The sequence below is a fragment of the Burkholderia sp. PU8-34 genome (assembly GCF_053427725.1).
The window spans coordinates 398852-411792 of record NZ_JBSAXC010000004.1 but is presented as its reverse complement, the minus strand read 5'-3'; the positions used below and the strand labels follow the sequence as shown (position 1 = coordinate 411792).

General features: G+C 64.6%; 12 protein-coding genes. 3 read left to right on the top strand and 9 right to left on the bottom strand.

Annotation, left to right across the window (positions count from 1 at the left end; translation table 11 throughout):
* Positions 1-106 precede the first annotated feature (106 nt).
* Positions 107-1441, top strand: a complete 1335-nt coding sequence (locus ACV22Z_RS13220; protein ID WP_448076736.1) for an aspartate aminotransferase family protein — start codon at positions 107-109, stop codon at positions 1439-1441.
* 23 nt (positions 1442-1464) lie between these two features.
* Positions 1465-2019 (top strand): carboxymuconolactone decarboxylase family protein, encoded by a 555-nt coding sequence (locus ACV22Z_RS13215; RefSeq protein WP_448076735.1) that lies wholly within the window; start codon positions 1465-1467, stop codon positions 2017-2019.
* 30 nt (positions 2020-2049) lie between these two features.
* On the opposite strand, the gene ACV22Z_RS13210 is transcribed toward ACV22Z_RS13215, so the two are convergent.
* The 9 genes from ACV22Z_RS13210 to ACV22Z_RS13170 all read right to left on the bottom strand — a co-directional run bounded on the left by ACV22Z_RS13210 (position 2050) and on the right by ACV22Z_RS13170 (position 11590).
* On the bottom strand, positions 2050-2319 hold the full coding sequence (locus tag ACV22Z_RS13210) for a YbdD/YjiX family protein (RefSeq protein WP_448076734.1): 270 nt from the start codon (positions 2317-2319) through the stop codon (positions 2050-2052).
* A gap of 14 nt (positions 2320-2333) precedes the next feature.
* On the bottom strand, positions 2334-4385 hold the full coding sequence (locus ACV22Z_RS13205) for a carbon starvation CstA family protein (protein WP_448076733.1): 2052 nt from the start codon (positions 4383-4385) through the stop codon (positions 2334-2336).
* A 211-nt stretch (positions 4386-4596) separates the two neighbouring features.
* A complete protein-coding gene (locus ACV22Z_RS13200; RefSeq protein WP_448076892.1) occupies positions 4597-5289 on the bottom strand; it encodes a CBS domain-containing protein in 693 nt (230 codons plus the stop codon).
* A gap of 371 nt (positions 5290-5660) precedes the next feature.
* Positions 5661-7046, bottom strand: a complete 1386-nt coding sequence (locus ACV22Z_RS13195) for a flavin-containing monooxygenase (RefSeq protein ID WP_448076732.1) — start codon at positions 7044-7046, stop codon at positions 5661-5663.
* Between the two features lie 268 nt (positions 7047-7314).
* Positions 7315-8910 carry an alkyl hydroperoxide reductase subunit F gene (gene ahpF / locus ACV22Z_RS13190; RefSeq protein WP_448076731.1) on the bottom strand — a complete coding sequence of 532 codons (1596 nt, stop codon included), beginning with the start codon at positions 8908-8910 and terminating at the stop codon, positions 7315-7317.
* A 119-nt stretch (positions 8911-9029) separates the two neighbouring features.
* Positions 9030-9593: an alkyl hydroperoxide reductase subunit C gene (gene ahpC / locus ACV22Z_RS13185; protein WP_448076730.1), complete on the bottom strand. Its 564-nt coding sequence runs from the start codon at positions 9591-9593 to the stop codon at positions 9030-9032.
* Between the two features lie 396 nt (positions 9594-9989).
* Entirely contained in the window at positions 9990-10355 is a 366-nt protein-coding gene (locus ACV22Z_RS13180) for a PIN domain-containing protein (protein WP_448076729.1), read from the bottom strand.
* Complete coding sequence (locus tag ACV22Z_RS13175; protein WP_448076728.1) at positions 10349-10567, bottom strand: ribbon-helix-helix protein, CopG family; 219 nt, start codon at positions 10565-10567, stop codon at positions 10349-10351. Before ACV22Z_RS13175 ends, ACV22Z_RS13180 begins: the two co-directional genes overlap by 7 nt.
* A gap of 126 nt (positions 10568-10693) precedes the next feature.
* The gene (locus tag ACV22Z_RS13170; RefSeq protein WP_448076727.1) at positions 10694-11590 is read right to left on the bottom strand and encodes a LysR substrate-binding domain-containing protein; all 897 of its coding nucleotides are present in this window, start codon (positions 11588-11590) and stop codon (positions 10694-10696) included.
* Between the two features lie 177 nt (positions 11591-11767).
* On the opposite strand from ACV22Z_RS13170, the gene ACV22Z_RS13165 reads away from it, so the two are divergent.
* The gene (locus ACV22Z_RS13165) at positions 11768-12934 is read left to right on the top strand and encodes a branched-chain amino acid ABC transporter substrate-binding protein (RefSeq protein WP_448076726.1); all 1167 of its coding nucleotides are present in this window, start codon (positions 11768-11770) and stop codon (positions 12932-12934) included.
* Positions 12935-12941 lie beyond the last annotated feature (7 nt).

Sequence of the window (12941 nt, the reverse complement as noted above, 5' to 3'; positions counted from 1 at the left end):
TCTCGAATCCGGATTCCGAATTCAGACTCCGAATCCAGATCCCGAATTTAGCCCCCGATTTCAGCTCCCGATTTCAGCTCCCGATTTCAGCTCCATGAGGCAACGCATGACCACCGTATTCCATCGCGCGCCCCGCGCGACCTTGCCCGTTGCCGTCGCCGGCGACGGCATCGAAATCATCGACTCGACCGGCAAGCGCTACATCGACGCATGCGGCGGCGCGGCCGTCTCGTGCCTCGGGCACAGCAACCAGCGCGTGATCGACGCGATCAAGCGCCAGGCGCAGCAACTGCCGTACGCGCACACGTCGTTCTTCACGACCGCGGTCGCGGAGGAACTGGCCGACCGGCTCGTCGATGCCGCGCCGGCAGGGCTCGAGCACGTGTATTTCGTGTCGGGCGGCTCCGAGGCGATCGAGGCCGCGCTCAAGCTCGCGCGACAGTATTTCGTCGAGAAGGGCGAGCCGCAGCGGCGTCATTTCATCGCGCGCCGCCAGAGCTATCACGGCAACACGCTCGGCGCGCTCGCGATCGGCGGCAACGCGTGGCGGCGCGAGCCGTTCCTGCCGATCCTGATCGAAGCGCACCACGTGAGCCCGTGCTACGCGTATCGCGAGCAACGCGCGGACGAAACCGAGGAAGCGTTCGCGCAGCGTCTCGCGGACGAGCTCGAGCAGAAGATCGTCGAACTCGGCGCGGAAAACGTCGCCGCGTTCGTCGCTGAAACGGTGGTCGGCGCGACGGCGGGCGCGGTGCCGCCGGTGCGCACGTACCTGAAGAAGATTCGCGCGGTGTGCGACAAGTACGGCGTGCTGCTGATCCTCGACGAGATCATGTCGGGGATGGGGCGCACGGGCTACCTGTACGCGTGCGAAGAAGACGGCGTCGCGCCGGACCTGCTGACGATCGCGAAGGGGCTCGGCGCGGGCTACCAGCCGATCGGCGCGACGCTCGTCAGCGACGAGATCTACCGGACGATCGTCGGCGGCTCGGGTTTCTTCCAGCACGGCCACACGTATATCGGCCATGCGACGGCCTGCGCGGCGGCGCTCGAAGTGCAGCGCGTGATCGCGGAAGAGCACCTGCTCGACAACGTGAAGGCGCGCGGCGAGCAATTGCGTGCGCTGCTGCGCGAGCGCTACGCGGCGCATCCGTACGTCGGCGATGTGCGCGGCCGCGGCCTGTTCGTCGGCGTCGAATTGGTGCGCGACCGCGCGAGCAAGGCGCCGTTCGATCCGGCGCTGAAGCTGAACGCGGTCATCAAGCGGGAGGCGATGCAGCGCGGTTTGATGGTGTATCCGATGGGCGGTACGATCGACGGACGCCAGGGCGACCACGTGCTGCTCGCGCCGCCGTTCATCTGCACCGAGCAGCAGATCGGCACGATCGTCGAACGCCTGGCGGGCGCAGTTGATGCAGCGGTGGCGGCGGTCGGCGCCTGACGGAATCAGCGAACGGACGAACCATGACTTCTAGACTTCCCGCATTCGACCCCGCAACGGCGACCGACGCGCAGAAGGCCGTGCTGGACGAGATCCTCAGCGGCCCGCGCGGCAACCTGAACGGGCCGTTCCTCGGCTGGATCGCGAGCCCCGAGCTTGCGCAGCACGCGCAGCAGCTCGGGGCGTTCTGCCGATACCGCACGGGCTTGCCGCTGCGCCTGTCGGAGCTTGCGATCCTCGTGACCGCCGCACGCTGGCGCTCGCAGGCGGAGTGGCACATTCATCATCCGATTGCGCTCGATGCCGGCGTGCCGGCCGCGACCGCCGAGGCGATCCGGGACGGCGTCGAACCCGCGTTCGAGTCGGACGACGATGCGCTGATCTACGCGTTCGCGACCGAGCTGTACGACACGCGGCGCGTCAGCGACGCGACGTTCGCATGCGCGGAGGAGCGCTTCGGCCACGCGGTGGTCGTCAACCTGGTCGCGCTGCTCGGCTACTACGCGCTCGTCGCGATGACGCTCAATACGTTTGGGATGCGCGCGGAAGGGCAGACGGAACTGCCGTTTCCGGAATAGGCGGCGCGATGTTGGTCGTGGCAGTCACCTTCAACAGCATCGCGGCCCGTTGCGGGCGTATTTTCGGTCAATCGCCCAAGCGCAGAACTCGCGCCGGGAGAGCAACGGCGCGCCCGGATGATGCGATGCCATATGTTCGGCATAGCGCTCATAGTCCGGAATCCCGAACATCTGAAGGTAAGCCTGACGGATCGCCCTTGTCACGCCCGAGAGACGCCCATCATGTGCAACAGCGACATCCCGGGCGTGCATTGCCTGCATCGGCTGTGTTGCCCGTCTTGCCAGAAACAGCGTTTTCATGGTGAGCGCTCTCCTTATGTGCGTGCGACCGCCGGCGTCTCGTGAGCGGTGGGCTGTGCCTGGTGCAGTGCCTGCAAGCTCATCCTGATCGCGAAAGCACACATCGCCACCACCAGCACGACAAACACGCCACAAACCGCCGCATCCAGGTAGTTGTTGAAGGCGACCCGATGCATTTCCGCAATCGACTTTGCTGGCGCGAGCACGGTCCCGCGCGCCGCTGCGTCGCTGAACCGGTTCGCGAGCGCAAGGAAGCCGATGTGCGGATCGCTGCTGAAAATCTTCTGCAGTCCGGCAGTCAGCGTCGTGATCAAAAGCCAGGCGGTTGGCACGAGCGTCACCCAGACGTAACGCTCACGCTTCATCTTCATCAGGACGCTCGTACAAAGCAGCAGCGCGATGCCAGCCAGCATCTGGTTGCCGACACCGAACAGCTGCCACAGCGTGTTGATGCCGCCGAGCGGATCGACCACGCCCTGATAAAGGAAGTAACCCCACAACGCAACGCACAGCCCGGTACCGAGGAGGTTTGCGGGCAGCAGCTCCGTATTGCCGAGCGGCCGATAAACGTGGCCCAGCATGTCCTGGATCATGAAGCGGCCGACGCGCGTGCCGGCATCGACGGCGGTGAGAATGAAGAGGGCTTCGAACAGTATCGCAAAGTGATACCAGAAAGCCTGCATGGCGCTGCCGCCGACCACCTGGGCGAGTATCTGCGCCATGCCCACCGCAAGCGTCGGCGCCCCGCCGGCGCGCGACAGGATCGTGGTTTCGCCGATATTCGCGGACGTCTGGCTGATCATCTCCGGCGTGATGGTAAACCCCCAACCGGAAATGACTTGCGCCGCATGGGCCGCTGTGGTGCCAATGACCGCCGCCGGCGCGTTCATCGCGAAGTAGATACCCGGTTGCAGCACGCACGCGGCCACCAGCGCCATGATGGCAACAAATGACTCGGCGAGCATGCCACCGAAACCGATGAAGCGCATATGCGACTCGCGCTCGATCATCTTCGGCGTCGTGCCCGAGGAGATCAGCGAATGGAACCCGGACACCGAGCCGCAGGCGATGGTAATGAACAGGAACGGGAAGAGCTTGCCCGAAAACACGGGGCCGCTGCCGTCGATAAAGCGCGTGGTTTGCGGCATCGAGAGCGCGGGGGCAACGAAGTAGATGCCGATGGCCAGCGCGACGATCGTACCGATCTTGAGGAAGGTGCTCAGATAGTCGCGCGGCGCAAGCATCAGCCATACCGGCAGACTGGAGGCTACGGCGCCGTACAGGATGAGTGCCCACGCCAGTTGCGGACCGCTCAGCGTGAATGCCGGCCCCCACGTCGGATCGCTCGCGACGGCCTTGCCGGCGAGCAGCGCGGCGATCAGCAGCGCGGCACCGAGTATGGACGCTTCTCCAACGCGTCCAGGCCGGAAGACGCGCATGTAGAGGCCCATGATCAGCGCGATCGGAATCGTCGCCGCGATGGTGAAAAGGCCCCATGGGCTTGCCGTCAGCGCCTTGACAACCACGAGGGCCAGGACAGCCAGAATGATGATCATGATCGCGAGCACGCCGGCAAGCGCGAGCGAGCCGGGCACCGGCCCCAGTTCGATCTTGATCATCTCGCCGAGGGATTTCCCGTCGCGCCGAACCGACGCGAACAGCACGATGAAATCCTGCACGGCGCCGCCGATCACGACACCTGCAAGAATCCAGAGCGCGCCGGGGAGGTAGCCCATCTGCGCTGCCAGCACGGGACCGACCAGCGGGCCGGCGCCGGCGATCGCCGCGAAATGATGGCCAAACAGCACCCACCGGTTGGTCGGCACATAGTCCATGCCGTCGTTGTGTCGCTCCGCCGGGGTTTGGCGGGTATCGTCCAGTCGCAGAACACGCTCGGCGATGAATTTGCTGTAGAAGCGGTACGCGATGAAATAGACAATCAGGGCGGCCGTCACGAGCCACACTGCATTCACGCTCTCGCCATGCCGCAGCGCTACTGTCGCGAGCGCGAAGGCGCCCACTGCGGAAAGCACGCCCCAAAGAAGAATCGACGCGAGCCTGTTCATGGTGCCTCCTTGCAGACGCGCTGGGAACGGCCCCGTCATCGATACCGCGCAGATACGATGCCGCCTGACGGATGGACCCTGTCGGACGACTGGGAAACACGGGGCCAACTTGCAAAAAAATTACACCCGCACGGTCGCCGCTGCAAGCTGCGGCACGGCTATGTTCAGACAAGTCGACGCTTCGGCCATCCGAGTCCGTCGTCGGCCTCGGCTACAGCGTCGGAATGATGCCCGGAAACTCGAGATGGCTTTCGATGCGCTTCACGCCAGGCACGCCTTCGGCAGCGACCAGGACTGCGCGGCGCTCTTCTTCCGAGTCGATGACGCCCCAAAGATGGACGACGCCGTCTCTGACGATGACGTTCTCCCGCGGCAACGCCCAGCGTTGGTCGCGTAGTTCCGTCAGCACCGAGTCGCGTAGCGCGCTGTCATCCGGCGTTACCGGCGGCATGGACTTCTCGGGCATGCTTGCGAGCGCACGAATCAGATTGGCCCGGCTGACGATACCGACGAGCTCGCTGTCTTTCAGCACTGGAACGCGCTTGATGCGGAAACGCTCGAACGTGTCGGCGATCTCGTCGAGCGGCGTGTCTTCGGTCACCGCGATCACCCTGTCGCTCATGACGTCTTTCACGGCGTGCCCATGTTCCTTCACATAGATGCCCGCCAATTCGCGCGTCGACGCGAGAGCCTCGAGCCACCAGGCACGGCGACGCTTGCCCGTGCCAATCTCGACGCGATGCAGCAGATCGCCTTCGCTGACAAACCCGGCAACCCGCCCGTTCGCATCGATAACGGGCATTCCGCCGATGTGATTGTCCGCGAGCAACTTGGCCGCCGTATGTACCGTTGTCTCTGGCGTGACTGTGATGACAACGGGAGTCATGACGTCTGCAGCACGCATGGCATTCTCCTTGACGGTGGTCGTAGTCATTCGAACCCCGACGCCGCTGTGCATGCCCTCGCCGCCAATTCGGCAGCGTGTGGCATGGGTAATTTCATTCTAGTTCGCTAGTGAACGGCGGTCTCGCTGTCTCCGGCGGGGCGCGTCGGGCGGGAGTCGGCCGGCCACGAACAGTCATTTGCCCGACGCTTTGCCTGGACGTTCCGACGGCTGATCTACATGGGCGAGCAGCCAATCCGCTCCCCGCGCCTGATACCGATCTGCAGCGGGTCAGGCGTATCCGGCCGCATGTAAACGAGAGGCCGCTGGGCCGGGGCAGATGCACCCCAACGTAAAATTGGTACGCGTACCTGGTGTGAATTCGAATCCGGTCAACTCGTGCAGCGTGCCACGATATGGGCGACGAACCGCCGCGCCTCGTCTTCGATCGCCATCACGGTGCCCGACCGGCGCGTGGACGCAAAGTCGAGTCCGGCGAAATAGAGGCCGGCGATCGGAGCAATGCCGTCTTCGTGAACCGGCTGGTGTCGCTCATCGAGAACACCCGGTATGTCGATCCAATCGAAGTCACCCCCAAAGCCCGTGCACCAGACAATCGCTGAAATGTTCCGCTCGATGAGATCGAGCGACAGGATAGGTCGCTCGGGCAGGCGTGGAGCAACCGTCTCCGCCTCGTCCTCAGCGGCCGCGGGCGCGTGAAGGCCGCCAAGCTCGATGAATTCATCGATGCGGCTCTTGGTTTGCGCGGAGACCTGATCGCCGAACCGGACATTTTCGGCAAGGTCGTCGGCGAAGACGAGCCGGCCATCCTCCACGCCGATCAATCGCCCCAGCAGCACGACGCCTTGTGCGCTCAGAGACTGCAGGCTGATGGTGTGCAACGCACCAAGCATGGGCCGAGCAGCAACGCGGCCGGACGCATCGACGAAATCCTTGCGCGGCACGTCGAACATGCCCGTCTTCACCATCCACACGACAATGTCGTGCCCGCGATATCGTCGCGGCAGCCGGCCAATATGGCTCGTCGCGAGATAGGTCTCTCTGCCGGCCTGGATCAGATCTTCGGCGATCTGGCAGCCGGACTGTGCACTGCCAACAACAAGGACGGCCCCGGCGGGCAACGCGCTTGCATTGCGGTAGTCCGACGCATCGATTTGCACCGGGCCGTTCACCAATGCTGACGCGGCAGCCGGTCGGCGCGGCCGGTTCAGGCTGCCGCTGGCGGCGACAACGCTTTTGGCCCACCACGTCTGTTGCGGCGTCACAACGCGAAAGAGCCCGTCGCTTGAGTCCAGCTTCGAGACCGCGACGCCGGTGTGAACCGGGAGCTGGTGGCGCCGCGCGTAGTTTTCGAGCAGCGTCACAAATGCCGTGTGCGTCATGAATCCTTCCGGCTCGGCGCCTTGGTAACGATCGCCGGGCATGACGCTGTAGCGGTTGGGAAGATTGAAGTGGAAAGAATCCCACCGCTGGGTCCGCCAGGTCTCGCCGATTCTGCCGCGCTCCAGAACGCAGTGCCGCATTTTTTCCTGGGCGAGCGCATAACTGACGCCGAGACCGGCCCATCCGGCACCTACAACCACCGCATCCAGAACGCTCTTGTCTCCCATGACCGCCCCCGCAACATTCGTGTCGATCCGATAAATCGTCCTATTGGCAGAACATTGGCTCTGCCACGCGTTCAGCCGCTCAGCCGCGCCGCTCACCGGCATCGCGACATCGTTGGTCGAGACGGTTGCGCAGCACGTGGCGTTCAAGACAACCCTGCAGGAATTGCGACGAGCGACCACGGTGCCGGGCTGTCTTCACGGACGACGCTGCCCAACGATACGACGCGCGAAGCGCCGGCCCTCGTGGTGAAGAAGATAGGTAACCGAGAAGAAACGGGTAGTCAGGACTTTTCAGGATGAATGCCTGGTGCGGAACGTGCTGGAGCGCCTTTTCTAGAAAAAGGACCCCGCATGCCGACCAGGGCATGCGGGGCCAAGAGAGACAACTTGCGTGCGTGATGTACGGTTGCGTACGTTATGCGGCGACCGCTTCTTCCGCTTGCGGCTTCGTTTCGGCTACCGCGACATCCTGCCGGATCAGATGGTCGAACGCGCCAAGCGATGCCTTCGCGCCTTCGCCGACCGCGATCACGATCTGCTTGAACGGCACCGTCGTCACGTCGCCGGCCGCGAACACGCCGGGCACCGACGTCGCGCCACGTGCATCGACGACGATCTCGCCGTGCTTCGACAGTTCGATGGTGCCCTTCAGCCATTCGGTGTTCGGCACGAGGCCGATCTGCACGAACACGCCTTCGAGGTCGATGCGCTTCACGTCGCCCGAGCGCAGGTCCTTGTAGACGAGGCCGTTCAGCTTGCTGCCGTCGCCGGTCAGTTCGGTCGTCTGCGCCTGCGTGACGACGGTCACGTTCGGCAGGCTGCGCAGCTTGCGCTGCAGCACTTCGTCCGCGCGCAATTGCGCGCCGTATTCGACCAGCGTGACTTCGCGCACGATGCCCGCGAGATCGATCGCTGCCTCGACGCCGGAGTTGCCGCCGCCGACCACCGCCACGCGCTTGCCCTTGAACAGCGGGCCGTCGCAGTGCGGGCAGTAGGCGACACCGCGGTTGCGGTATTCGCGCTCGCCCGGCACGTTGATCTCGCGCCAGCGCGCGCCCGTCGCGAGCACGATCGTCTTCGCCTTCAGCACCGCGCCGCTCGCGAGGCGGATTTCGTGCACGTCGCCGGGAATCAGCGCGTCGGCACGCTGCACGTCCATGATGTCGACGTCGTATTGCTTCACGTGCTGCTCGAGCGCGGTCGCGAACTTCGGCCCTTCGGTTTCCTGCACCGACACGAAGTTCTCGATCGCCATCGTGTCGAGCACCTGGCCGCCGAAGCGTTCGGCGACGACGCCGGTCGCGATGCCCTTGCGTGCCGAGTAGATTGCAGCGGCCGCACCTGCGGGGCCGCCGCCGACGATCAGCGTGTCGAACACCGGCTTGTTCGCGAGCGATTTCGCAGCGCGCTCGCTCGCGCCCGTATCGAGCTTCGCGAGGATTTCCTTCACGCTGCTGCGGCCCTGGCCGAACGTTTCGCCGTTCAGGAACATCGTCGGCACCGCCATGATCTGGCGCGACTCGACTTCTTCCTGGAACAGCGCGCCGTCGATCGCGACGTGACGGATGCGCGGATTGATCAGCGACATCACGTTCAGCGCCTGCACGACTTCCGGGCAGTTCTGGCAGGACAGCGAGAAATATGTCTCGAACGCATAGTCGCCGTCGAGTGCTCGGATCTGTTCGATCACGTCGTCGTCGAGCTTGACCGGATGGCCGCCGGTTTGAAGCAACGCGAGCACGAGCGACGTGAATTCATGGCCCATCGGAATGCCGGCGAAGCGGATGCCGGCCGGCCTGCCGGGCTCGCCGATCGAGAACGACGGCTTGCGCTCGGCGTCGTCGCGGCGTTCGGTCACGGTCACGCGATCCGTCAGCGACGCAATCTCGTTCAGCAGTGCCAGCAGTTCCTGCGATTTCGCGCTGTCGTCGAGCGACGCGACGAGTTCGATCGGGCGCGTGATTTTTTCGAGGTACGCTTTCAGTTGGTTCTTGAGATTGGCGTCGAGCATGGCGTTTCGGATTCCGTATTGATATTTCTGGTCGGGCACGTCGTGCCGGGGGAGGGGGCGGCCCGCTCGATGCGGCGGCCCGCCGTCGCGCGCCTCGTGCGAGGCGCGCGCAGCGATCGTCAGATCTTGCCGATCAGGTCGAGCGACGGGGTCAGCGTTTCCGCACCCGGCGTCCACTTGGCCGGGCACACTTCACCCGGGTGCGCCGCGATGTATTGCGCGGCCTGCACCTTGCGCAGCAGCTCGCCCGCGTCGCGGCCGATGCCGTTGTCGTGGATCTCGCACAGCTTGATCTCGCCTTCCGGGTTGATCACGAACGTGCCGCGCAGCGCCATCCCTTCTTCCTCGATCAGCACGTCGAAGTTGCGCGACAGCGTGAGCGTCGGGTCGCCGATCATCGGGTACTTGATCTTGCCGATCGTGTCCGACGTGTCGTGCCAGGCCTTGTGCGTGAAATGCGTGTCGGTCGACACCGCGTAGATTTCGACACCCAGCTTCTGGAATTCCGCGTAGCGGTCGGCGAGGTCGCCCAGCTCGGTCGGGCAGACGAACGTGAAGTCGGCGGGGTAGAACACGACGACGGACCACTTGCCCTTGAAGTTCTCTTCCGAGACCGGCACGAAATCGCCGTTGTGGTATGCGGTTGCCTTGAACGGCTTGATTTGGGTGTTGATGATCGGCATCTGGTGTATTCCTTTGCGTCAGTGGTGAGTGGAGTGTTGCCAGTATCCGGGTTCACCCCGAGCTTGTGAAATTGCTTGTTTCAATCCGCGGCATCGGGATTTTCTATCTGCTTCCGGCCCTTGATTGGGTGGGGTGTGCGGGCGGAGCTTTTGACGCGTTGCGCGTGCGCGCGACGGGCGCCCGTTCTATGCAAGCGTGAGGGGGAGAGGGTGTGCAGCCGTGTGGATCGAGGCCTGCGCAATCCCGATGCAGGGCGGCTCTGTGAGCGATTCGGTTACGTCGTGTTCGGAGAACCGGCCGATTTTCCCGCAGGGCATACGCGATACCATTTGCAGAGGCGGTTTGGGGCGTTTGCGTTGCGCTGACGCATGTGCATTGCCGCCGCGCCCATCGGCTCAGACCTGATAGGGCACGCGAACGCCGGGTTCGGTGGCGGGGAAGTCTTTCGTGTTGCGCGACACGAGCAGCAACCCGTTTACTTGCGCCGATGCCCAGACGATCGCGTCGGGCAGGCGGATGCGACGTTCCTTGCGAATGGTCACCGCGCGATTCGCAACCGTGCTGTCGAGTGCGATGACATCGAATGACGAGAGCCATGCGCGAATCGGGGCTTCGTCATGCGTGGACGTGCCGACCAGAACCTCCATCCACGAGATCGTGCTGATCGCACGATAGTCGTAGCGGGCCAGCTCTACGCGGGCGGATTCCACGCCGCCCAGATAGTCGATCAGGATGTTGGTGTCGAAGAGAGCTTTTACCATTCCGAGCGCAGTTCCTCCTGATACGCGAGCCCGTCGACCGTGCGATCTTTCCAGAGACCGAAAACGTCGTCGGCGAGCGGGCGCTTGTGCAGGGCAATGTAGGCATCGATTGCGTCGCGGATGATTGCGGCGCGGGGACGATGTTCAGTCTCGACGATGACGGCCAACTCGTCGAGCTGGCCATCTGACAGATCCACCAGAATTCGGCTCACGGCAGCCTCCGATATATGATATGCATATCATATATACTCAATCGAGCGCATGCAAGACTCGGGCTATTGCGGCGGACGAGGCGTCCTCGCGAAACCGTTGTCCGGCAAGGCGAGAAGGTGCGCCGCTCAAATCCCCGCCATCTTCCTCAACCACTCCGCCAGCCGCCGAGCCCCGTCCGGCATGTCCGCGTCCTCGCGTGTGCACAGGTAGTAATCGCGCCCGTCGTCGAGCGCGTGATCGAACAGCTCTACGAGCTCGCCGTTCGCCAGCTCGCGCTCGACCAGCGGCGCGCGCAGCAGCGCGGCGCCGAGATCCGCGCGCGCCGCGCTCAGCGTCAACTGGCCGTCTTCGAACAGCGGCCCCACCGCGTGCGATACATGCCGCACGCCGGTGCCCTGCAGCCAGTTGACCCACGTGCTGCGATCCTCGTCGTGCACGAGCGGCGCATGGGCGAGATCGGCCGGCGTGCGGAACGGCCCGTGGCGCTTCAGGAACGTCGGGCTGCACATCGGCACCATCGCGCCCGGCAGCAGCCGCTCGCAGCGGTAGCCGGGCCAGTCGCCGGTGCCGAAGCGGATCGACAGGTCCGACGCGTCGCTTCGGTAGTTGCGGTGATGCGCGTACAGCACGGTCACGTCGACGTCCGTGTTGTCGGCCAGGAACGCGTGCAGCCGCGGAATGAACCAGCCGATGCCGAGCAGCGGAATCAGGCTGATGGTGATCTGCCGCAGCGACGACCGGTCGCGCACGAAGCGCGTCGCGCTGCGCAGCACCGAGAACGCCGCGCTGATCGAGCGGTAGTAGTCGCGCCCTTCGTCGGTGAGCGCGAGCAGCCGGCCCTCGCGCACCGTCAGCGGCGTCTGGATGAACGCTTCGAGCAGTTGCAGCTGATGGCTGACCGCCGACGGCGTGATGTCGAGTTCGCCCGCCGCCGCGGTGACCGACCCGAGGCGCGCAAACGCTTCGAACGCACGCACCGCGCGCAACGGCGGATCGTGTGGCAATTGTTCGATATTTTTCATGTATCGAATTTTATCGAAAAGTCAGGGTAAGCGACAACCTGAAAATATCTCGTGTTTACAGGGTGTTGAGTTAATGTGTCGAGAACGGCATAAGCATCCAACAATTGAGTATTTGGGGCGTGGGTGCCGAATATTTAATATTTTTCATGTTTTGATCCGATTCACCGATCCCCGCACATGAAAATCGCTTTCCTTCACGCCAGCCTCGCATTCTCGGCGGCCGCCCTGGTCGCCTCCGTTCCCGCGTTCGCGCAGTCTGCGCCGCAGACGGTCCTGATTGGTCTCGCCGCGCCGCTTACCGGCCCGTCCGCGCGGATCGGCAAGGATCTGCAGAACGGCGCGCAACTCGCGATCGACGACGCGAATGCGAAGCATCCGACCATCGGCGGCAAGCCGGTCGTCTACAAGCTCGTCGCGGCCGACGACCAGTCCGATCCGCGCACGGCCGTCGCGGTCGCGCAGCAGCTCGTCGACCGGCACGTGATCGGCGTCGTCGGTCACTGGAACACGGGCTGCAGCGTGCCGGCGTCGCGCGTGTACCGCGATGCCGGTATCCCGCAGATCGCGCCGGCATCCACCGGCCATCAATACACGCAGCAGGGCTACGCTACGGCGTTCCGCATCATGGGTCACGACGATGCGGGCGGCAACTTCACCGGCGCGTATGCAGTGAAGACGCTGAAGGCGAAGCGCATCGCGGTGATCGACGATCGCACGTCGTTCGGCGCGGGGCTGGCCGACCAGTTCATCAAGGGCGTGCAGGCGAACGGCGGTGCGATCGTCGATCGCCAGTACGTGAACGACAAGACGACCGACTTCAGCGGCGTGCTGACCGCGATCAAGGGCAAGCGCGCGGATCTCGTGTTCTTCGGCGGCCTCGATGCGCAGGCCGCGCCGATCGCGCGCCGGATGCGCCAGCTCGGTGTCAATGCGCGGCTGCTCGGCGCGGGCGGCTTCGTGAGCCAGACCTTCCTGTCGCTCGCCGGCAAGGACGGCGACGGCGTGACGGCGCTCGAACCGGGCCTGCCGCTCGACCGGATGCCGGGCGGCAAGGCGTTCGACACGCAGTACCAGACGCGTTTCCGCGCACCGATCGAACTGCACGCGCCGTTCGCGTACGACGCGGCGGCCACGCTGATCGCGGCCGCGCAGAAGGCCGGCACGACGAAGCCGGCGAAGCTGGCCGCGGCGGTCCGTGCGATCGACCGGCCCGGCGTGACGGGGCGGATCGCGTTCGACGCCGAAGGCAACCTGAAGGACCCGGCCTTCACAATCTACCAGGTGCGCGGCGGCAAGTGGACCGTCGTCGACGTGCTCGGCGGCTCACGCACCGCGACGAAATAAACGACAC

Bases quoted from the DNA above. Each gene is read 5' to 3' on its own strand.
- ACV22Z_RS13220 (WP_448076736.1), top strand. From the start codon at position 107: ATGACCACCGTATTCCATCGCGCGCCCCGCGCGACCTTGCCCGTTGCC.
- ACV22Z_RS13215 (WP_448076735.1), top strand. From the start codon at position 1,465: ATGACTTCTAGACTTCCCGCATTCGACCCCGCAACGGCGACCGACGCG.
- ACV22Z_RS13210 (WP_448076734.1), bottom strand. From the start codon at position 2,319: ATGAAAACGCTGTTTCTGGCAAGACGGGCAACACAGCCGATGCAGGCA.
- ACV22Z_RS13205 (WP_448076733.1), bottom strand. From the start codon at position 4,385: ATGAACAGGCTCGCGTCGATTCTTCTTTGGGGCGTGCTTTCCGCAGTG.
- ACV22Z_RS13200 (WP_448076892.1), bottom strand. From the start codon at position 5,289: ATGCGTGCTGCAGACGTCATGACTCCCGTTGTCATCACAGTCACGCCA.
- ahpF (WP_448076731.1), bottom strand. From the start codon at position 8,910: ATGCTCGACGCCAATCTCAAGAACCAACTGAAAGCGTACCTCGAAAAA.
- ahpC (WP_448076730.1), bottom strand. From the start codon at position 9,593: ATGCCGATCATCAACACCCAAATCAAGCCGTTCAAGGCAACCGCATAC.
- ACV22Z_RS13180 (WP_448076729.1), bottom strand. From the start codon at position 10,355: ATGGTAAAAGCTCTCTTCGACACCAACATCCTGATCGACTATCTGGGC.
- ACV22Z_RS13170 (WP_448076727.1), bottom strand. From the start codon at position 11,590: ATGAAAAATATCGAACAATTGCCACACGATCCGCCGTTGCGCGCGGTG.
- ACV22Z_RS13165 (WP_448076726.1), top strand. From the start codon at position 11,768: ATGAAAATCGCTTTCCTTCACGCCAGCCTCGCATTCTCGGCGGCCGCC.